Genomic DNA, 20,067 nt, shown 5'->3' on the forward strand with positions numbered 1-20,067 from the left:
ATGACGGTGTGGTCACGCCGTCGCGCGATTGCCGATACAGAGCCCGCGGCTCCGTTCGCGTTAGCCCGAAACAAAACGGAGGCCGTTCGGCCTCCGTTTCCATTCGCTATTCGCTATTCGCTACTCGCTATTCGCCGATCCGATTACCCCAGCCGACCGGCCGCGTGGGCGAGCAGGGTGTAGACCAGCCCGGTCTCCGAGATCAGGTGGCTGCGCAGCTCCTGCTGGCCGCGGCCGTCGCGGGCGACCTCGTCGAGCACGCGCTCGAACTCGGCGATGTAGCGGTCGACCGTCTGCTTGAAGCCGCGGTCGGCGCGGTACTTGCGTGCCACCTCGTCGAACGCCTTCTGGCCGGCCGGCGTGTACAGGCGCTTCGAGAACGCCTTGTTCTCGCCGCGCTGGTAGCGGTCCCACATCTCGGCGGCGAGGCTGCGGTCCATCAGCCGGCCGATGTCGAGCGACAGCGACTCCAGCGGATTGGAAGCGGCCTGCTGCTGCGGACGCGGGCGCGGGGCCTCGCGGCTCGGCGGGGCCGGCGGCGGCGCGTCGCTGCGATTGAGCAGGTCGGACAGCCAGCCGTCGCGGCCGTTGTCGGAGCTCGCCGGGCTGACCGGCGGCGCCTCGGTGCGGCGCGAGCTCGCCATGCCGAGATCGGGCGGCGGCAGCGTCGAGGCGCTGTTGCCATTGTCGCGGATGCCGTTGTCGCGCATGCCGTTGTCGCGCACCCCGCTGTCGCGCATCCGCACGTCGCCGCCGCGGCCGCCGACGGCGGCCATCACGGCCTCCTCCTGGCGGGCGCTGGAGCGGCCGGCGCTGACCACGTCGAGCCCGCGGCCGTGATGCGCGACGATGCGGTTCAGCTCGGCCAGCGCCTCGATCTGGTCGACGATCACCTTGCGCATCTGCGCGGTGTTCTCGGCGGCCTCCTGCGGCATTTCGAGCACGCCGCGGCGCAGCTCGTTGCGGGTGGCCTCGAGCTCGCTGTGCATCTCGCTCGCCATCTGCTTCATCGCCGTGACCATCGCGGAGAACTTCTCCGTCGATTCCTTGAACATCGCATCGGTCTCGGCGTTGCTCTGCTGATACAGCTCGTTCATGGCGTCGACGGTCTGCTGCCGCTCGTTCTCGGCGGCGAGCCGCACTGCCTCGAACTGCCGGCTGATCGCCGCCGAGCCGGCGCCTGCGGTCTCCGCCACCACGCGGGCGATGTCGCGGGCGCGCTCCTCGGCCGCGGCCAGCGATTCATCGAGCAGCCCGGTGAAGCGCGACAGCCGCTGGTCGAGATCGGTGGTGCGCAGGTCGATGGTGGTGACCAGCGATTCCAGCGCCGCCTTGCGTTCGCCGACCGAGGCCGTGGTCGACCGGTTGGCCTGCTCGACCACGGCAGCCGCCTCGATCAGCGCCTTGCCATGGGTCTCGAACTGGCTCGACAGCTCGCCGAGGTCTTCCAGCGCCTTGCCGGTCTTGCTGTTGAACACCGTGAGCTGGTCTTCCAGCGTCTGGGTCGCCACGCCGTTGCGCGAGGTGACGTCGTTCATGGCGGACACGAAGTCGGCCACGCGGGTCACCAGCGCGCGCTCCAGCGAGTTGAGGTTGTCGTGGGCGCCGGTCAGCACTTCCTGGAGCAGGATGTTGCCCTCGCGCAGCCGCTCGAACAGCGCCACCGTGTCGGTGCGCAGGATCTTGCTGGTCTCCTGCATTTCGGTGACCGCCGAGATCGAGACCTGGCGGGACTGGTCGATCGCCGCACGCGAAGCCTGCTCGAGGTCCTTGAGCGACTTCGCCACCGCGCCGGTCGCCTGGTCGCCGGCCGAGGTGATGTTGCGCGCGACGTCGCTGCCGTGCGCCGCCATCGACTGCGAGAAGGCGAGGCCGCGGGTTTCGATCGCCTTCAGCGCATCCGCGGTGGCGCGATCGATGTCGGTCGCAAGCTGCGTGGTCTTGACGGTCAGCGCCTCGACCAGGGTGCCGCGGCGACCGTCGACCAGCTGCGACAGGCGCTCGGCCTGCTGCTGCACATAGGTGACGATCTCGTCGGTCTTGCCGGTCATCGCCGAGCCGAATGCGCTTGAGGCCGACAGCACCGAGCGTTCGATGTCGGCCGAGGTCGTCTTGACCTTGGTCGAGACCTCGTTGGACATCGTGATCAGCGCCGCCTGCGCGGTCTGCGCCGAGGTCTGGATGTTGTCGGTGGTCTTGGCCGTGACCGCGCCGAGCGCGCGCTCGACGTCGGCCGAGAGCGAGCGGATCTGGTTCGCGGCATCCGCCGAGGTCGCGGCGAACGAGGTTTGCGCTTCGCGGGCGCTGCTGAGGATGGCCTGCGCGGTCTCCGCGCCGGCCGCGATCAGCGTGCGCTCGATGTCCGCAGAGAGCACACGGATCTGGCCTGCCGCATCGGTCGAGGTCGCCGCGAACGAAGTCTGGGCCTCGCGGGCGCTGCTGAGGATCGATTGCGCGGTCTCGGCGCCGACCGAGGTCAGCGAGCGTTCGATGTCGGCGGAGAGCATCCGGATTTCTTCGGCGGCCTCGGTGGCAGTTGACACGAACGAGGTCTGGGCCTCGCGTGCGCTGCCGAGGATGGACTGCGCGGTCTCGGCGCCGGCGGAGGTCAGCGAGCGCTGGATCTCGGCGGATAGCTCGCGGATCTGGCCGACGGCCTCGGTTGAGGTGGCCACGAACGAGGTCTGGGCCTCCCGCGCGCTGCCGAGGATCGACTGCGCCGTGTTGGTGCTGACCGCGGTCAGGGCGCGCTCGACGTCGACCGCCAGCGACTTGACGTGGTTGGCGGCGTCGGTCGACGCGGAGATCAGCGTGTTCTGCGCCTCGCGGGCGCCGGCCGTCAGCACCTCGGCGGTGCCGTTGCCGGCCATCGACAGCGCGCGCTGGATGTCGGCGGCGAGCGCCGACACCTTGGTCGCAGCCTCGGTGGAGGCGTTGACCAGCGTGGTCTGGGCTTCACGCGCGCCCGAGGTGATCGATTCCGCGGTGGCGGCGCCGGCCATCGACAGCGAGCGCTCCATGTCGGCCGCCAGCGTGCGCACCAGATTGGTGGCCTCGGTGGAGGCGCCGGCCAGCGTGCTCTGGGCCTCGCGAGCCGAGGCGACGATGGATTCCGCAGTGGCGTTGCCCGCCGTCGACAGCGAGTGCTGCATGTCGGCGGACAGCGTGCGCACCAGGTTGGCGGCCTCGGTGGAGGCGGCGGCCAGCGTGCTGTGCGCCTCGCGGGCCGAGGCGACGACGGCTTCCGCGGTGGCCGAGCCCGCGACCGAGAGCGAGCGCTCGATGTCGCCGGCAAGCGACTTGACCTGGCCGGTGACGTCGGTCGAGGTCGAGATCAGCGTGGTCTGGGCCTCGCGGGCGCCGGTCATGATGGCTTCGGCGGCGGCGGTGCCCGACATCGACAGCGACTGCTCGACGTCGGCGGCCAGCGACTTGACCTGGCTCGCGGCATCGGCGGAGGCCGAGACCAGCGTGGTCTGCGCCTCGCGGGCGCCCGACAGCACGGAGGCTGCGGTGGCGGTGCCGGCCGCCTGCAGCGTGCGCTCGACGTCCTCCGACAGCGACTTGATCTGGGAGACGACGTCGCCGGAAGCGGCGACCAGCGAAGCCTGCGCGTCGCGGGCGCTGGAGAGGATCGAATTGGCGGCGCTGCCGCCGACCGCGGTCAGCACGCCTTCGACTTCGGCCGACGTCAGCTTGAGCTGGGCGCCGACATCCGTGGATACGGCGAGCAGCGCCTGCTGCGCGGTGCGCGCGCCGGTCTGGATGGTCTCGCTGGTGTTGACCACGAGGTTGGTCAACGAGCGCTCGGCGTCCTCGACATGCGACTTGATGCTCGACGACAGCAGTTCGGCGCGCGACATCAGGTCCTCGCTGGCCTGGCGGCCCGAGCTCTCGATGCGGCCGGCGACGGCCTCGACGCGCGAGCCGAGCAGGTCCTCGAACTGCGCGACACGGGTATCGATGTCGCTCGCGATCACGCCGACGCGGCTCTCGATGCCCTGCTGGACGTCGGCGAAGCGCGCCGCGATCGCATCGGTCAGGTTCGCGCTGTGGCCGTTGATGGTGTCGGCGAGGCGGATGCTGTGGCCGTCGATGGTCTTGGTGACGTTGTTGATGCGGTGGTCGACCGCGGCGATCGCCTGCACGGTGCCCTCGGTCAGGGTCGTGGTCAGCAGGCCGAGCCGCGAGTCGATCGACTGGATCGCCTGGGCGGCGCCCTCGGTCAGCGAGCTCGCGAGCGTGCCGAGACGGCCGTCGATGGTCTCGGTGACCGACTTGGCGCGGTTCTCGAACGTGACTTCGAGCGTCTTCAGGCGGCCGTCGAGCGAGGAGTCGAGCGTCGACAGATGGCCGCTGAGCGAGGAGTCGAGCGTGCCGATCTTGTCGGCGAGCGCGCTGTCCAGCGTGCCGATCTTGGTGGCGAGCGAGCTATCCAGCGAACCGATCTTGGTGGCGAGCGAGGAGTCGAAGGTCGACAGCTTGTCGTTCAGCGAGGCGTCGAGATGGGTGACGCGGCTGCCGAGCGTGGTCTCGAACTGCAGCAGGCGCTGGTCGAGCGTGGCGGTGATCTGGCCGCTGTTCGAGGTCACGCGGTGATCGAAGGTGTCGACATAGGTCTTCAGGCTTTCAGCGATGTCCTGGGTGCGCTGGCCCATGCGCTCGACGATGTCGCCGCCGAAGGTCTTCACGGTGCGATCGAATTCAGAGATGTGGCGGGTGATCAGCGCGCCGAGCGTGCCGGAGTCGCGAGCAAACTTTTCCGCGAGCTCGCTGCCGTGGTTCTTCACCAGGTCGTCGAACGCGCTCATCTGCAGCGACAGCGAGTCGTGCGCGGTCTCGGTCTGGCCCACCACCTTGGCGACCAGCGAATTGACGGTGACATCGAGCGCTTCGCTCGCCTTGTCGCCCGAGCTCATGATCTGGCCGGCGAGGCGGTTGCCGGCATCGTCGATCTTGCCGATCAGGTCGTTGCTGCGCAGCTCGAGCTCCAGCAGCAGCGAGTCGCCGGAGTTCTTCAGCGAGTCGTGGACCTGCTCGGTGCGGTCGGTGATGCCGTCGATGATGGCCGAGGAACGCTGCTCGAACTCGCCGGCGATGCGGTCGATGCGCTCGTTCAGCATCTCGTGGACGCGGTCGGCCAGATCGACGAACTCGTCATGGACGTGGCCGGTCTTGAAGTTGAGGCTGGTGGTCAGCCGCTCGGAGGCGTCGAGCACGGCGCGCGTGGTCTCGGCGCTGGCTTCCTCGAGGCGGTCGAGCAGGTCGCCGCCGCGCTCGCCGAGCGCCAGGATCATGTTGTCTCCGGCATGGCTCAGCGCGGTCGTGATGTGCTGGCCGCGCTCTTCCAGCGCGCCGGTGATGCTCTTGGCGACCTCGTCGACGCGCGAGGCGATCGCATCCGAGATCAGCGCGATGTCGTGGCGCAGGTCGATCTGCACGCCGGAGATCGCGCTGCGCACCTGCTCGGCCTGGCCGACCAGGTTGTCGCGCTGATGGGCGATGTCCTGCAGCAGCGCGCGGATCCGCACTTCGTTGTCGGAATAGGCGCGCTCCAGCGCGGCGACCTCGTTGGCAACCAGGGTCTCGAGCTCGCCGGCGCGCGCGATCGCGCGCTCGACGCCGTCGCCCATCGCGGCGACTTCGCGGCGGATCGCCTGGCCGACCGTCACCATCGATTCGGCGGCGGCGTTCTCCGGCTCCGAGAAACGCATCGCGACCTGCGCCATCGATTGCGCGATCAACTGCATATCCTGGCCATGCGCGGCGAGACGCGACAGGAAAAAGAACAATAGCACCGGCGCGACGAACAGCGCGGCAAGTCCGGCAAGCACGAGCACACCGGTGCCCTGCGCCATCGCGGACTGCAGCGACGGCCAGAACGCAACCGTGAGGATGGCGCAGCCGAGCAGCCAGACGCCCGAGCAGACCGCGAACAGCGTGAAGGAATTGCGGGCAGGGCGGCCGCGCTGCAGGGCCTGCAACAGCTGACCGATGGTTTCGCGATCGTCATTGGCGGCGCGGCGCGGGCTGCGCGGCTCCTCGATCGGCTCGAAGGCCGCACGGTCGGCGTTGGCACGGGCTTCGAACTGCGTGGCGGAAAAATCCGGAGATTCCGGCGGAAGGTTCGGCGACGCTGCGCTCTCGTTGGCCGCGTTGCGGCTCTCGGCGCTCTGTTCGCTGATGTTGAGGGCCTCCTGAATGGCAGAAAGCGCGACTTCGGTGGGATCTTTGACCTTCTTTGGTGTGTTCGCCATGTTCAGTCCGAGCCCTCTCACTATTTTACGCTTCGGCGAGCATGCGATCGTCCCCCCGCAAGCTCGAAGCCGGTGCCCATGAGCGGAGCGCAAGCGGCCCCCCTCGGCGGCTTGTCCGCTACATCCGCAAACATCCTATTGGCTGAGCGATGCGAATGAAATGCTTGCGATTAATACTTTCTTAATCATCGTTAACAGCTTTGCGCCATAAGGCCTTATGGGTACTCGAAATTCCCGCCATAAGCCGCCGATTGTGTCCGGATATTGTCCAAAATCGGGCAGATTTGCAGATGATCCCGACAACAATCCGTTAACCAGTTTCGTGATTGGCTGGCCTCAACAATCCGCCCCGGCGCGTGGCCCGGCGCGCGACGGGGACAGCTCATGCCGCTTCATGCCGAACGGGTTGAATGGACGCAATCGCCGCCCTTGGCGCCGGGCGACGGCCCGATCGATGTCGACCATCTCAAGCGCATGACGCTCGGCGACCCCGCCCTGGAACGCGAGGTCCTGACCATGTTCTCGGCCCAGTCGGCCAGGATCCTCGGCGAGCTCGCGGCCTTGCCGGCCGAGGCGGCCACCCATGCCCACACCCTGAAGGGGTCGGCGCGCGCGATCGGGGCCTTTGCCGTGGCCGATGCCGCGGCAAAGCTTGAAACCGCGCTGTCCGGCGGTTCCGACCCGGCCCAGCCGCTCGCCGCGCTCGGCGCCGCGATTGCGGAAGCCCGCACCGCGATCGAACTGATTCTGCGCCGCTAGCGACCTTCAGCGGCCCCCACGGACGGTCTCCCGACCTGTCCGAACCGGCCGGCAGGTTTTCGGTCCCGGGCGCTAGCGCTGTGCTGGTCGACCCGTTATAGGACTGCCGGGACCTTTCCATCCATCGTCCGGCTTATTCCGGCACCACGAGCAATCATGGCCAAAATCCACTTTATCGACCATTCCGGCGAGAAGCGCACTGTTGAGATCGAGAACGGCGCGACCGTCATGGAAGGGGCGATCCGCAACGCCATTCCCGGCATTGAGGCCGAATGCGGCGGCGCCTGCGCATGTGCGACCTGCCACGTCTATGTCGATGAAGCCTGGCGCGAGAAGGTCGGCGCGCCCTCGCCAATGGAAGAGGACATGCTCGACTTCGGCTTCGACGTGCGGCCGAACTCGCGGCTGTCCTGCCAGATCAAGGTCACCGACGAACTCGACGGTCTCACCGTGTCGACGCCGGAGCGTCAGGCCTAATCCCCGTCGGGGTTCACGCCGCGGCGAACCCAGCGCCGGAAATTCTCCTTGACCTCGACCGGCAGCGGCGTCGGCTTGCGGGTGGCTTCGTCGATCATGACGGTGACCGCCTTCGCCGACGCCACGCATCTGCCTTCAGAGAACACCACCTGATCGAAGGTGGTCGACGTCCTCCCGAATTTCACGAGGCCGAGCCCGAGCTCGATCTGGCCCGGCCAATGCAACTCGGCGCGGAAATGGATGTCGAGCCGCACCATGATCCAGCCTAATCCCGGCGGCAGCAGCCCGTTGCTGCGGTCCTTCACCAGCGTGACGCGGCCGGTCTCGAAATAGCTGGCATAGACCGCGTTGTTGACGTGCCCGTTGGGATCGAGATCGGCAAACCGCACATTGTCCGAAAGGCGATAGGGGAAGTCTTCCAGGCGCAGCGTATCGTCGGCACGGACAGGGGCGTTCACGAGGGGGATCTCCGTCGGTTTCCTGCCCATACAGCCGACTTGTTAAGCCTCGGCAAGGGGTTGCCGCGCCAGCCTCTGTCCCTATTATGCATGCCAATCCGGCACCCCCTCCGGCTGGACAGGCGAGGAGCCGTCCGGCCGATTTCAACTGAAAAGAAGCGGATATGAGCGAAGCGATCAAAACCGATGTGCTGATTATTGGCGCGGGCCCCTGCGGACTGTTCGCCGTGTTCGAACTGGGCCTGCTCGACATGAAGACGCATCTGGTCGACATCCTCGACAAGATCGGCGGCCAGTGTGCCGAGCTCTATCCGGAGAAGCCGATCTACGACATCCCCGGCATTCCCTTCGTCACCGGCCAGGGCCTCACCGATCAGCTGCTGGAACAGGTCAAGCCGTTCAACCCGACGTTCCATCTCAACGAGATGGTGGAGACGATCGAGAAGATCGGCGATCCCTTGTTCCGGGTGAAGACCGATGCCGGCAAGGAGTTCGAGTGCAAGGTCGTGGTGATCTCCGCCGGCGGCGGCTCGTTCCAGCCGAAGCGGCCGCCGGTGCCGGGCATCGAGGCCTATGAGGGCTCTTCGGTGTTCTACGCCGTGCGCAAGATGGAGCAGTTCCGCGACAAGAGCATCCTGATCGTCGGCGGCGGCGACTCCGCGCTGGACTGGACGCTCAACCTGCATCCGATCGCCAAGCGCATCACGCTGCTGCACCGGCGCGACGATTTCCGCGCGGCGCCGCACAGCGTCGAGCAGATGCGCGCGCTGGTCGCCGACGGCAAGATGGATCTGCGGATCGGTCAGGTCACCGCGCTCGAAGGCGCGGGCGGCAAGCTCGCCGGGGCCCACGTCAAGGGCAACGACAATGCGATGAGCAAGGTCGATTGCGACACCATGCTGCCGTTCTTCGGGCTCACCATGAAGCTCGGCCCGGTCGCGAACTGGGGCGTTGCGCTGGAGAACAATCTGGTGCCGGTCGACACCGCAGCATTCGAGACCAACGTGCCGGGCATCTTCGCCATCGGCGACATCAACACCTATCCGGGCAAGCTGAAGCTGATCCTCTCCGGCTTCCACGAGGGCGCATTGATGGCGCAGAAGGCGCACCGCTACGTCTATCCGGACAAGCGGCTGGTGTTCCAGTACACGACTTCGTCATCGAGTCTGCAGAAGAAGCTGGGAGTGAACTGAATCGAGCGGAATTGAGACCAATGCCCGCGCCACCGGATATTTACGGCGTGGCGCAGGCACTGGAACGGGCTGCGAAATGGCCGTAAACTTCGACTTCGGTGGTCGATTGATCAGGTGATGACGATGCGGACGCTATCCAGACTTCGGCTGATCTTCGCGATCGCGACGGCGTTTGTGGTCGCGGCCCCGCTTTCGGCCTCGGCGGTCGATCTGTCGTCGGCTGCCGGTCTCTGGCAGAAGGTCGAGGACGGCAAGACCAGCGGCTGGTTTCTGATCGTCGACCATAACGGCGTCTTCGAGGGCGCGTTCGCCAAGATATTTTCCGAACCCGGCGAATCTCCCAATCCGATCTGCTCGAAGTGCACCGATGATCGCAAGAACGCGCCCTGGCTCGGGCTGTCCTTCATCCGCGACATGAAGCGCGACGGTTTGAAATACGAGAACGGCAACGTGCTCGATCCGCGCGATGGCAAGGTCTACAAGGCCAAGATGACGCTCAGCGCCGACGGCCAGACGCTGACCTTGCGCGGCTATCTCGGCATCTCGCTGTTCGGCAAGGACGAGGTCTGGACCCGGCTGCCGGATACTGCGATGGCCCAGGTCGATCCCGCGGTGGTCGCCAAATATCTTCCGGCGCAGGCCGTCGCAGCGAAACCGGCCGCACCAGCCGCACCTGCACCGGCACCTGCACCGGTGCCGAAAAAGCGCTAGGTCGTCACTGATCCAACCGCCCGACACACGCGGCTTCCGCCGGCAGCGCCGCCTCTGCGGGCAGCGCAACCTCGTTGACGAACTTCGCGACCCCTCCGGGAAGCGAGGAGGCGGATGCCAGCGCGATCACGAGGTTGCGGTCCGGAAGGTTCAAAATGAGCTGGCTCTGAAAGCCGGCAGCAAAATAGGCCGGCGACCCGTCGCCGATCTGCTTTGACCACCACAGGTATCCGTAGGCGGCGTCGGCCGGCTCGCCGCCGTCGCTGTGCTTGCGCGTGGAATCGAGGACCCAGGCCTGCGAGACCACCTGCCGCTCCCGCCACCGGCCTTGCTGAAGATAAAGCAGGCCGATCTTCGCCATGTCCCTGCCGGTCAATCGCAGTCCGCTAAATCCGGGCAGATTTCCGTTCCCATCGACCGCCCACTGATAGTGATCGATCCGTAGCGGGGCGAAGAGTTGATTTTTGGCAAACTCCGCAATGTTGCCGCCGACCGCACGCCTCAGGATGATCGCGATCAGATTGGTCCCCTCATTGTCGTAGTCAAAATGAGTGCCCGGCGGGTGCGTGACCGTGCGCCCGATCATCCAGACGCTGGAATTCCAGACGCCCGATACCTCCGCCATCTGGTGCGGAGCGAAGCCCGACGACATCGTCAAGAGGTCGCGCAGCGTGATATCGGCGGCGCGCGGATCGATGGTCCCTTCCGTCGCTTCGGCAACCAGTTCGGGCAGCTTCTGATCCAGCCGCAACAAACCCTTGTCGATGGCAATGCCGACGACAATCGACAACACGCTCTTCGTCACCGAATGCACCGGCCATTGCGCATCGGGCGGATTGGAGGCGTAATATTCATGAACGATGCAGTTGCCGCGCGCCAGCACCAGCGCCCTGGCCGACGGGTATTGTTCGGCGACTGTTGTCGAGAGCCTGGCAAGTGTTTCCGCCGTCGATGCCGTGGCTTGCTGTGCCACGGTCTGCCGGGCCGGAAACCCTGCGGCAATGAACAACGAGATGCCGATTGCCGCCATCAAAGGTCGCGCGCTGCCCATCGCCCTTCCTCCGCCGTTCGGTCCGTACCGCCCCTTGATCGCCGGGTCTTTTTTCGAAATTCGAGGTTTCTGCAGCTCTACTGCAGTTGTGTTTGTGCACAGCGCGCCAGGTTGGCCCTGACCACGAGGTGATGAAAAGGCCTGATCGCGTTGAGATAGGTGAAGCCCAGGGCATTGTGGGTATGCACGACGGTTGTCGCGATCAGCAACGTGCCCATTGCAGAATGACGTCGGAGCAGAGACAGCCGGAAGTCGAGGTGTCGGTCATCCGCACCGAGCACGATTTCGTCCTTGCCCTCCCAGTGCACCGGGAAGAAGTCCACCCGTTCAAGGCTGTCCGGGGACGTCCTGACCGTATCGGAGGTTTTGATGCCGAAGGGCGTGACCATGGCGTCGCGCAGCGCGATCAACGCCTTTTGCCACGCGGGTGGATTGACCAGCGTCCGCGTCGCCAGCTCGCGCATGCTCGACTGTTCCGATGCACGCAAGTCAATGCTGTAGCTATCGAGCAAACTGGCGTTCTCGTACCAGCTCGCAACGACACTTTCCGACGGCGGCGTCGTCCGGCGTACCTGCGGCTTGCGGTCTAAACCCATGCTCATGATGACGTCACCTGTTCAAGGGGCCAATAGGAAGAGCTGTTCTCGGTTTTAGACGCGAGTAATTTCCCTACGCTGAGCTCGCAACGCGTCGCTGGCCTGCTGGTCTTCAACTCTACGGTGATCGGCGTGGGGTCTCAAGGCCGATCTACTCGTTGATTCCACGAACGATGGAGGGGGCAATGTTCGAGGCTTATTCACACTCAAACCAGGAACGACTGATTGCGACCAGCTGCGTTGAGAAGGAAGTCCGGTTTGGGTCACAAGCCGTCGATTCCGGCCAACCGCGCAGTGTCCGCTCCGTCCAAATGAGCTGACCTGCTGACGAACGAGTGGACCTTCGGCTACGGCCAATACCGGACATGCGCCTCTCCAGCCCGCTATTGCTGCGACAGGAACGACACCAGCTCGCGGGACCAGAGCTTGGCCGCATCTTCCTCGAACACCGGCAAATGGTTTTCGCTTTCGAGTGGCACAAGCACGGCGTTTTTGATCGCCCTCGCCAGCAGACGTCCCTGCTCGAATGGAACAAGCTGATCATTGACGCAGTGGGAAATCATGGTGGGGACTGTGACTTTATCGAGTAGTAGGCGCACATTAATTGCATCAACGGCCGTTCGCGCCATGATGCCGCTCTGGAGCGACAGGGCCTTCGAGTGGAGGTCGCTGAATAGCCGAAGCTGCTCCGGCGTGGCCCTGGGCAGGAAGAACGAGCAGAATGCGCGCCAGAATGGGGCATCCAGCCTGTTCCAGGCGGAGCGTATCATCGTGAGAAATGCCTGAGCTTCAGCCTCTGTTTGCGATGATGCACGCTCGTTCCGCCCCTCCGCATACCCACCATGAAGCGCCAGCCGCGTGACGCGCTTTGGTTGCTCACAAGTGAAAGCTATGGAGGTTGCTGCCCCGCCCGACATACCAAGCAACGCGAAACGCCTGAGCTGCAACGTGTCAACGACGTCCGTCAGATCGCTGACATAATTCGCAAACGACATGTCTTTCACGTCACGGTCCGACAAGCCGGCGCCCCGACCGTCATAGAGCACTAGCCTGAAGTGCCCGGCCAACTCGTGAAGCAAGGGCGCAGTCAGCGGATTGTCCCATTCGGCCTCGATATGATTGTACCAATGGGCGGCGCGAACGAGCACTGGGCCGCTGCCGACGACCGTTGTGGCAAGCCTCGTACCGTCCCTCACCTCAACGAAGGACACAATCGGCTTGGGAGGTCCGATCGCTGACGGCGGCTGTCCGGCCGGCACTTCGGAAACGGTGACTTGCGCCACGAAGCGAAAGCCGTTCTTGGCATAGGTCCGGATGATGTGCTGCTGCTTGCCAGTGTCGGCAACGGCCTGGCGCGCCGCATTGATGCGTCCGGCAATCGTGGAGTCGGAAACGAAGCGGCCCTGCCAGACGGATCTGAGCAGCTCATCTCGCGAAACGACCCGCTGCCTATTAACTATGAGATGGACTAGCAGATCGAAAACGCTGGGCTCGATGGAAATGGTGCGGCCGCCCTGCGTGAGCTCGCGCAGCCTGGTATCGATGGTAAATCCCGCGAAGGAATAGGTTGTCCCGGACATCTGACCTGAGCTATCCGAAGGAAAAATGAAAGCAAAACAAAGAACGATCGAAGATTACAGTAATGTCCGGTGTTCGGCGAGGCTCTACTGTCTGCGCACAAAGCGAGCGGGAGGCGCCCATGGGCGATGCTGTCGAGCAGGTCATGAACCTTATCTTCGGACGTTGGCGGAGCCAAATCCTCTATGCCGGCGTAGAGCTTGGCATTTTCGACCACATCCAATCCGATCGTTGGATATCGCCGACAGAGCTGGCGGACACCCTGAGACTCGCCCCGGACCTCCTGTATCGCCTGATGCGCGCCCAGGCAGCGCTTGGCCTGCTGATTGAAGATCACAAACGAAGCTTCATGTTGAGCGCCACGGGGGCTCTGTTGCGCGACGACGCCAAACCTTCCCTGAAGCACATGGCGCGGCTTGCCGAGGGTCCGCAACATTACGCCATATGGTCGCATTTGCCGGACGTTGTGCGGGACGGGAAGCAGGACGCGTTCGAGCGCGAGTTCGGCTACGGAGCCTTCGAACACGCCCGGCGGGACGCCGATTATGCCAGCCGCTTCAGGATGGGTATGTCGAGCTATTCGGAAGTGCAGTCGGCTCTCGCGATTGGCGTCCTGCGACAGCGTGCACCAAGTTCAATCTCGACGTTCTGCGATATCGGCGGCGGCCATGGCCATCTAACATGCTCGGTCCTGCGTGAATTTCCACACATGTCGGGAGTGGTCTTCGATCTGCCTGATGTGATTGCGGACCGCGGCGAACCATGGGCCGAGAGGCTCGGGGTCGAGGGTCGCTGCTCCTATGTCGGCGGAGACATGTTTACGGCAGTCCCGAAGGCCGATGCTTACAGCTTAAAGATGATCCTGCATGACTGGTCGGACAGCGACTGCGTGAGGATACTCTCCAACGTGCGCAAGGCCGCGAAAGTCGGTGCGCGGCTGTACATCATCGAGCATATCGTGCCGGGGCCCGATGCGGCTCACCTATCCAAGCTGTTCGATATTCACATGATGGTCTGGGGCAAAGGAAGGGAGCGTTCGCAAACCGAATACAACGATCTGCTACGGCTGGCCGGCTGGACGCCCGGAGAGATAAGCTATCCCGGTAACGGATTAATTGGTGTGCTCGAGGCCACCTGAAATAGCTCTACGCCCGCCGACGATGGCTTGGGTCGTTAAGTCCGCTATGGGTGACAAGACGATATTGCCGAAGTCAAGTCGCATGTCCGCTTCGCACCCGAAAGCGGACGTCCCAGTTTCATGAGTACCTAGGTCCTCTCATCCCGGTTCGAATTGCGCCTCTCTCGCGCCAAAGCTTGCTTCGACGCGCGCGTGGCGTCGTCGGCACTAGGTGAGGGCGGCGTCGGCGAAGGCTTCACCGGCGATGTCGTCAGCGCGCCAGCATCGCACCGCGTGCCCGTCGGGACGCGTTTCCAGTGACGGCACGGGCGCGCGCTGGCACACCGCTTCGGCATGACGGCAGCGTGGCGCGAACGCGCAGCCGTCCGGCGGATTGAGCGGATTCGGCAGCTCGCCCTTCGTCGTCGCGAGCGGGGCGCGGCGCAGCGGATCGGGAATCGCGGCAATGAGCGTGCGCGTGTAGGGGTGTGCCGGCCGTTCGAAGATCTCGCGCCAGCCGCCGGTCTCGACAATGCGGCCGAGATACATCACCGCGACCCGGTCGCTCATATGCTCGACCACGCCGAGATCATGGCTGATCATGATGTAGGAGAGGCCGAGCGTCTCCTTCAACTCCAGCAGCAGATTGATGATCTGGGCGCGGATCGAGACGTCGAGCGCGGAGACCGGCTCGTCGCAGATGACGATTTTGGGATTGAGGATCAGCGCGCGGGCGATGCCGATGCGCTGACGCTGGCCGCCGGAGAATTCATGCGGGTAGCGGCCGGCCTGTTCGGGCCGCAGCCCGACATGCTTGAGCATGGCCTCGAGGCGCCCCTCGATCTCGCTCCTGGCCGTCACGCCGTGCAGCCGCAGCGGATCCTCGAGCGTGCGGCGAACGGTTTGCCGCGGATTGAGCGAGGCGTAGGGATCCTGGAACACCATCTGGACGATCCGGGCCAACGCCTTGCGATCGCCCGACTGCTTGCCGCTTACCGGCTGCCCGTCCATCACGATGCGGCCGCGCGTCGGCGTCAGCAGCCCGAGCAGCGACAGCGCCACGGTCGACTTGCCGCAGCCGGATTCGCCGACTAGGCCAAGGCATTCGCCGCGCTTCAGCTCGAGATCGACGCCGTCGACCGCGCGGAGCAGCCGCTGGCCGTGACCGAGCAGGCTACCGCCGATCGGGAAATGCACCGCGAGATCCTGGACGCTGAGGATCACATCGTCGCCGGGCCTCATAGCAGCTTCATGCATGGTGGTGGCACCTGACGAGGCCGCCTGCATCGAGCCAGGTCGTCTCCGGCGCGGTGGTCCGGCAAATCTCGGTCGCCTGCGCGCAACGCGGATTGAAGCGGCAGCCGCTCGGGAAGTCGGCGATCGCCGGCACCACGCCCGCGATCTCCCTGAGCCTGCTGCGGCCATGTGCGGCGCGCGTCCCCAGCCGCGGCAGCGAGTCGACCAGGCCTTGCGTATAGGGATGCGCGCAGGCGCGGAAGATCTCGTCGGAGCCGCGCTGCTCGACGATGCGGCCGGCATACATCACGGCGACGCGGCGGCAGACATTGGCGACCAGGCCGAGGTCGTGGCTGATCATCAGGATGGCCGTGCCGCGCTCGGCGCAGAGATTGCGCATCAGCTCGATGATTTCCGCCTGCACCGTCACGTCGAGCGCGGTGGTCGGCTCGTCGGCGATCAGCAGATCCGGCCCGCAGGCCAGCGCGATCGCGATCATCACGCGCTGGCGCATGCCGCCGGAAAGCTGGTGCGGGTAGTCGTTGACCCGTCGCTCCGGCGCGGGGACGCGGACGCTCGCCAGCGCCTCGACGGCGAGCTGGTTGGCTTCGCGCCAGCTCTTGCCCTTGTGCAGCACGAACATCTCCGCGATCTGCCGGCCGACCGGCGAGACCGGATTGAGCGCCGTCATCGGCTCCTGGAAGATCATGGCGATGCGGTCGCCGCGCAGGTCGCGCTGCTCAGCCGCGGAAAGGCTCTGAATCTCGCGGCCCTCGAACCGGATGGCGCCGGAGGCGACTGACAGCGGCCGGCGCAGCAGGCCGATCAGCGCGAGCGCGGTGATGCTCTTGCCGCAGCCGGACTCGCCGACCAGGCCGAACGTCTCGCCGCGCTCGATGCGGAACGAAACGTCCTCGACCGCCGCGACGCGGCTCGATCTGCCGTCGAGATCAATGCGCAGGTCCTCGACCTCGATCAGCGGAGCGGTCGTCATGTGCGCCGGCTCCGCGACTGTGGATCGAGAATGTCACGCAGGCCGTCGCCGAGCAGATTGAGGCCGAGCACGGTGAGGAAGATGGCAAGGCCCGGGAAAACCGACAGCCAGGGCGCCGTGGTGATCTGGTCGCGCGCCTCCGACAGCATGCTGCCCCAGCTTGGAAAGGGCGGCCGGATGCCGAGGCCGAGGAACGAGAGCGAGGCTTCGGCCAGCACCGCGCTGCCCATGCCGAGCGTGCCGATCACGATGATCGGCCCGAGCATGTTCGGCAAAAGCTGCGTGATCATGATGCGCAGATCGCCGTAACCCAGCACCCTAGCCGCCTGCACATAGCCCTGGCTCTTGAGCGACAGCGTCGAGGCCCGCGCGATCCGGCAGGTGAACGACCAGTTGGTCAGTCCGAGCGCGATCAAGAGGCTGGTCAGGCCCGGTCCAAGGACCGCCATGATCGCCAGCGCGAAGATCAGCGAGGGGATCGCGAGCATGAGGTTGGTCAGCCCATTGACGATGTCGTCCCACCAGCCGCCAAAATAGCCCGCGCTCAGGCCCAGTGTCACGCCGATCACGCTGTTGACCAATTGCGAGACAATGCCGACCGTCAGCGAGATGCGCGCGCCGTAGACGACGCGGGAGTAGATGTCGCGGCCCTGCGCGTCGGTGCCGAACCACCAGAGCCAGCTCGGCGGTTCCTCCGCATTCATCAAATTGGCGTCCATCACTGGATCGGTGTGCGCCAGCCACGGCGCGAGCAGGCCGACGACAATCGCCAGCGCAAATAATAATCCGCCGATGATGAGACTGGTTCCGAGCTTCATCGTGGCCGCTCCGCCGCGCCAGGCGGCGCAATCAATCGTACCCGGGCGTGATCAAGCCTACCGACGCTCATGCGTATCTGATCCTGGGATCGATCACGCCATAGAGCACGTCGATCAAGGTGTTGATCGCCAGGAAGAACAGCACCACGACGAGAATGGAGCCCTGAACGGCGGGGATGTCGCGCTGCAGCACGCTGTCGACCAGCAGCGAGCCGATGCCCGGCCAGGAGAATAGTTTTTCGACGACGACCGCCTGTCCCATCAGCGCGCCGAACTGCAGGCCGACCGTGGTGAGGATGAGGACCAGCGCGTTGCGCATCACGTGCCACTGCACCACCCGGGTCTCGCTCATGCCCTTCGAGCGCGCGGTCCGCACGAAGTCCGCGGTCATGATCTCGAGCACCGCGGCCCGCGTCGTCCGCGCCAGCAGCGCCATCGGCGAGACCCCGAGCGAGACGGCTGGCAGGATCAGGTATTTGAGTCCGCCATCGCCATAGCCAAAGCTCGGCAGCCAGCCGAGCTTCAGCGCAAACACGTACATCAAGAGCAGGCCGAGCCAGAATTTTGCGATCGAGAGGCCCGACACCGCGACGACCATCGAGACGGTGTCGACGACGCCCCCCGGCCGCAGCGCGGCAATGAAACCGAGCGGGACGCCGATCACGATCGCAAAAACGATGGCGGCGAAGATCAACTGCAGCGTCGGCCACATCCGCTTGGCGATCATGGTGGTGACCGGCTCGCGGGTGCGGAACGAGGTGCCGAAATCGCCTTGGGCGAGGCTTGCAATGTATTTGCCGAAGCGAAGGTAGACGGGATCGTCGAGGCCGAGCTGCTTTTTCATGCGTTCGACCACCTGCGGGTCGGTCGGACCCCGGCCGTCATCGGCGGTCGATGCGATGCTGCCCGGAACGACGCTGAACAGCACAAAGATCACCAGCACGACGGCCAGCACGATCGGAACGGTCTGCAGGATGCGACGGATCAGGAAGGAGAGCATCGGAACTGTTCCTCCCTGCCTCGATCGCCCGTGCGATCGAGGCAGGGCGAGAGCCTGTCACTTCGCCGGCGAGGTCTCGTCGACCCAGAGGTCTTCGACGTTTTGATGGGTCAGCTCGGTCGCGTTCAGCTGAATGCCCTTGAGCCAGGGCTGCACCGCCATCACCGCCTTGTTGTAGTTGAAGAACCAGACCGGCGCTTCTTCCTGGAGCAGCGCATTGGCCTTTTGCAGCAGCTCGATGCGTTTTTCGCCATCGTCAGCCTGCCCGGCCTGATCGAGGAGCTTGTCGAAGTCGGCGTTCTTGAAGTTCATGTAGTTGCAGGCCGATTGCGGCGTCGACGAGTGGAAGCATTTCAGCGCCGCCTGGGGATCCGGGCCGGTCGCCTGGGAATAGATGTAGGCCTGGAATTCGCCCTTGCGGATGACCTCCGCCAGCACCGCGGTCTCGACCTGCTTGACCTTCACCTTGATGCCCACTCTGTCCAGCATCGGGATGATGGCCTCGACGATCGGCAGGCCCCAGCTCTCATTCTGGCTGGTGGTCCACTCAAATTCGAAGCCCGTGGGATAGCCGGCGTCCGCGAGCAGCTGCTTCGCCTTGGCCGGATCGAAGGCGTAGGGCTTCATGGTCTTGTCGTAAGCGGGCGAGGTCAGCGGCAGCCAGCTGGTGGCGCGATAGGCCTTGCCCTTGACCAGCTTGTTGATGATCAGGTCGGCATCGATCGCATGGTTGATCGCCTGCCGGACCCGCTTGTCGGCGAACGGCTTGAACGAAGGGTTCATCCCCATGTAGCGGGTGAAGACTTCGGCGACCTCGACGATGCTGCTCTTCAGGGCGGGGTCGGCCTGATAGGCGAGGTACTGCGCGGGTCCGAGCACCGAGGTGTCGATCTCCTTGTTGCGGAAGGCGACGTCGCGCGCCGCGGCTTCGGCCATCAGCGACACCACGATCTTGTCGGCGTAGGGCTTGCCGGGTTTGTAAAACTTCTCCCAGCGCTCCAGCACCACGCGCGAGCCCGGCACGTGCTCGACGAACTTGAACGGTCCGAGGCCGATCGGCTTCTGGATGAAGCTCTCCTTGGCGGCTTCGTCAGCGGGATAGATCGACGTGATGGCGTTGAAGAAGTAGAAGCCGGGGTCGACCTTCTCGGTCAGCTTCATTTCCAGCGTGAAGTCGTCGATCTTCTTCAGGCCGGAGATTTCCTTGGCCTGGCCCTTCTCGACTGCGGCGGCGCCCTCGATGACGCGGACGAAGCGCGCGCCGGGATACGCCTTGCTGCCGTCGACGATGCGATTGTAGGTCCAGATGATGTCGTCGGCCGTCATCTTGCGGCCATGGTGGAAGTAGACGTCGTCGCGCAGCTTGAAGGTATGAACGAGACCGCCGCCGGAGACGATGTCCTCCTTGGCAAGCTCCAGCACCGGTTTGCCTTCGGCGGAGTTCCAGATGTAGAGCGACCGGTGCAGCGCCTTGGCGTAGATCTCGTCCTGGGCACGCGGGGAGGTATGAATGTCCATGCTGGTGAAGCTTGAACCGTAGGGCGCCGTCATTCTGATGGTGCCGCCCTTGCGCGGGGTCTGCGCCTCCGCCGTAGCGGAAAGTGCAAGCCCCAAACCAACAGCGATCGCAATCGTCCTGAACATCATGCCTGTCCCCAACAGGAGGAGTGATCATTGAGTTGACCACTCGCGGCACGTCGAGCGCAAGATGCACGTCGCGGCGATCCGGATCAATATTGTGCCGGGTCAGGTTCGCCGCAATTCATCCAATGGCAGTTGGGCCTCGCCTGCAACTTGCGCGGGCATCCAAGTAACTGCGATT

The 20,067-nt window shown here is 65.0% G+C and carries 15 protein-coding genes; 5 read left to right on the forward strand and 10 right to left on the reverse strand.

Annotated features, from left to right (window positions below; genetic code table 11):
- Positions 1-143: 143 nt before the first annotated feature.
- Positions 144-6,257, reverse strand: a complete 6,114-nt coding sequence (locus CI41S_RS33535; RefSeq protein ID WP_139863318.1) for an apolipoprotein A-IV repeat region-like domain-containing protein — start codon at positions 6,255-6,257, stop codon at positions 144-146.
- A 384-nt stretch (positions 6,258-6,641) separates the two neighbouring features.
- Between CI41S_RS33535 and CI41S_RS33540 the strand changes: the two genes are divergently transcribed.
- Both CI41S_RS33540 and CI41S_RS33545 read left to right on the forward strand, forming a co-directional pair.
- Positions 6,642-7,016 carry an Hpt domain-containing protein gene (locus CI41S_RS33540; RefSeq protein WP_139863319.1) on the forward strand — a complete coding sequence of 125 codons (375 nt, stop codon included), beginning with the start codon at positions 6,642-6,644 and terminating at the stop codon, positions 7,014-7,016.
- A 156-nt stretch (positions 7,017-7,172) separates the two neighbouring features.
- Positions 7,173-7,493 carry a 2Fe-2S iron-sulfur cluster-binding protein gene (locus CI41S_RS33545; protein WP_139485185.1) on the forward strand — a complete coding sequence of 107 codons (321 nt, stop codon included), beginning with the start codon at positions 7,173-7,175 and terminating at the stop codon, positions 7,491-7,493.
- Here the strand turns inward: CI41S_RS33545 and CI41S_RS33550 are convergent.
- Complete coding sequence (locus CI41S_RS33550) at positions 7,490-7,951, reverse strand: acyl-CoA thioesterase (protein ID WP_139863320.1); 462 nt, start codon at positions 7,949-7,951, stop codon at positions 7,490-7,492. The genes CI41S_RS33545 and CI41S_RS33550 overlap by 4 nt on opposite strands.
- A 164-nt stretch (positions 7,952-8,115) precedes the next feature.
- On the opposite strand from CI41S_RS33550, the gene CI41S_RS33555 reads away from it, so the two are divergent.
- Positions 8,116-9,144 (forward strand): NAD(P)/FAD-dependent oxidoreductase, encoded by a 1,029-nt coding sequence (locus CI41S_RS33555; RefSeq protein WP_139863321.1) that lies wholly within the window; start codon positions 8,116-8,118, stop codon positions 9,142-9,144.
- Between the two features lie 123 nt (positions 9,145-9,267).
- The gene (locus CI41S_RS33560; RefSeq protein WP_139863322.1) at positions 9,268-9,855 is read left to right on the forward strand and encodes a DUF2147 domain-containing protein; all 588 of its coding nucleotides are present in this window, start codon (positions 9,268-9,270) and stop codon (positions 9,853-9,855) included.
- Between the two features lie 4 nt (positions 9,856-9,859).
- On the opposite strand, the gene CI41S_RS33565 is transcribed toward CI41S_RS33560, so the two are convergent.
- The 3 genes from CI41S_RS33565 to CI41S_RS33575 form a co-directional block, all read right to left on the reverse strand.
- Positions 9,860-10,906 (reverse strand): serine hydrolase domain-containing protein, encoded by a 1,047-nt coding sequence (locus CI41S_RS33565; protein WP_139863323.1) that lies wholly within the window; start codon positions 10,904-10,906, stop codon positions 9,860-9,862.
- 77 nt (positions 10,907-10,983) lie between these two features.
- The gene (locus tag CI41S_RS33570; protein ID WP_139863324.1) at positions 10,984-11,508 is read right to left on the reverse strand and encodes a DUF2867 domain-containing protein; all 525 of its coding nucleotides are present in this window, start codon (positions 11,506-11,508) and stop codon (positions 10,984-10,986) included.
- Between the two features lie 377 nt (positions 11,509-11,885).
- The gene (locus CI41S_RS33575) at positions 11,886-13,082 is read right to left on the reverse strand and encodes an alpha/beta hydrolase (RefSeq protein ID WP_139863325.1); all 1,197 of its coding nucleotides are present in this window, start codon (positions 13,080-13,082) and stop codon (positions 11,886-11,888) included.
- A 119-nt stretch (positions 13,083-13,201) separates the two neighbouring features.
- Between CI41S_RS33575 and CI41S_RS33580 the strand changes: the two genes are divergently transcribed.
- Complete coding sequence (locus CI41S_RS33580) at positions 13,202-14,218, forward strand: methyltransferase (RefSeq protein WP_139863326.1); 1,017 nt, start codon at positions 13,202-13,204, stop codon at positions 14,216-14,218.
- 207 nt (positions 14,219-14,425) lie between these two features.
- Here the strand turns inward: CI41S_RS33580 and CI41S_RS33585 are convergent, their stop codons facing one another.
- The 5 genes from CI41S_RS33585 to CI41S_RS33605 all read right to left on the reverse strand — a co-directional run bounded on the left by CI41S_RS33585 (position 14,426) and on the right by CI41S_RS33605 (position 19,892).
- Positions 14,426-15,454 (reverse strand): ABC transporter ATP-binding protein, encoded by a 1,029-nt coding sequence (locus CI41S_RS33585; RefSeq protein WP_139863327.1) that lies wholly within the window; start codon positions 15,452-15,454, stop codon positions 14,426-14,428.
- Complete coding sequence (locus tag CI41S_RS33590; RefSeq protein ID WP_139863328.1) at positions 15,447-16,427, reverse strand: ABC transporter ATP-binding protein; 981 nt, start codon at positions 16,425-16,427, stop codon at positions 15,447-15,449. The genes CI41S_RS33585 and CI41S_RS33590 overlap by 8 nt, the downstream gene beginning before the upstream one ends.
- Entirely contained in the window at positions 16,424-17,245 is an 822-nt protein-coding gene (locus CI41S_RS33595) for an ABC transporter permease (protein ID WP_139863329.1), read from the reverse strand. Before CI41S_RS33595 ends, CI41S_RS33590 begins: the two co-directional genes overlap by 4 nt.
- Before the next feature lie 67 nt (positions 17,246-17,312).
- Positions 17,313-18,245, reverse strand: coding sequence for an ABC transporter permease (locus tag CI41S_RS33600; protein WP_139863330.1), 933 nt, complete (start codon positions 18,243-18,245; stop codon positions 17,313-17,315).
- Between the two features lie 57 nt (positions 18,246-18,302).
- A complete protein-coding gene (locus CI41S_RS33605; RefSeq protein WP_139863331.1) occupies positions 18,303-19,892 on the reverse strand; it encodes an ABC transporter substrate-binding protein in 1,590 nt (529 codons plus the stop codon).
- Positions 19,893-20,067: the final 175 nt, after the last annotated feature.

It is taken from the genome of Bradyrhizobium ivorense, from assembly GCF_900696085.1.
Lineage (GTDB): Bacteria > Pseudomonadota > Alphaproteobacteria > Rhizobiales > Xanthobacteraceae > Bradyrhizobium > Bradyrhizobium ivorense.

Bases quoted from the DNA above. Each gene is read 5' to 3' on its own strand.
- CI41S_RS33600 (WP_139863330.1), bottom strand. From the start codon at position 18,245: ATGCTCTCCTTCCTGATCCGTCGCATCCTGCAGACCGTTCCGATCGTG.
- CI41S_RS33590 (WP_139863328.1), bottom strand. From the start codon at position 16,427: ATGACGACCGCTCCGCTGATCGAGGTCGAGGACCTGCGCATTGATCTC.
- CI41S_RS33575 (WP_139863325.1), bottom strand. From the start codon at position 13,082: ATGTCCGGGACAACCTATTCCTTCGCGGGATTTACCATCGATACCAGG.
- CI41S_RS33555 (WP_139863321.1), top strand. From the start codon at position 8,116: ATGAGCGAAGCGATCAAAACCGATGTGCTGATTATTGGCGCGGGCCCC.
- CI41S_RS33540 (WP_139863319.1), top strand. From the start codon at position 6,642: ATGCCGCTTCATGCCGAACGGGTTGAATGGACGCAATCGCCGCCCTTG.
- CI41S_RS33580 (WP_139863326.1), top strand. From the start codon at position 13,202: ATGGGCGATGCTGTCGAGCAGGTCATGAACCTTATCTTCGGACGTTGG.
- CI41S_RS33560 (WP_139863322.1), top strand. From the start codon at position 9,268: ATGCGGACGCTATCCAGACTTCGGCTGATCTTCGCGATCGCGACGGCG.
- CI41S_RS33545 (WP_139485185.1), top strand. From the start codon at position 7,173: ATGGCCAAAATCCACTTTATCGACCATTCCGGCGAGAAGCGCACTGTT.
- CI41S_RS33565 (WP_139863323.1), bottom strand. From the start codon at position 10,906: ATGGGCAGCGCGCGACCTTTGATGGCGGCAATCGGCATCTCGTTGTTC.
- CI41S_RS33570 (WP_139863324.1), bottom strand. From the start codon at position 11,508: ATGAGCATGGGTTTAGACCGCAAGCCGCAGGTACGCCGGACGACGCCG.
- CI41S_RS33585 (WP_139863327.1), bottom strand. From the start codon at position 15,454: ATGCATGAAGCTGCTATGAGGCCCGGCGACGATGTGATCCTCAGCGTC.
- CI41S_RS33535 (WP_139863318.1), bottom strand. From the start codon at position 6,257: ATGGCGAACACACCAAAGAAGGTCAAAGATCCCACCGAAGTCGCGCTT.
- CI41S_RS33605 (WP_139863331.1), bottom strand. From the start codon at position 19,892: ATGATGTTCAGGACGATTGCGATCGCTGTTGGTTTGGGGCTTGCACTT.
- CI41S_RS33595 (WP_139863329.1), bottom strand. From the start codon at position 17,245: ATGAAGCTCGGAACCAGTCTCATCATCGGCGGATTATTATTTGCGCTG.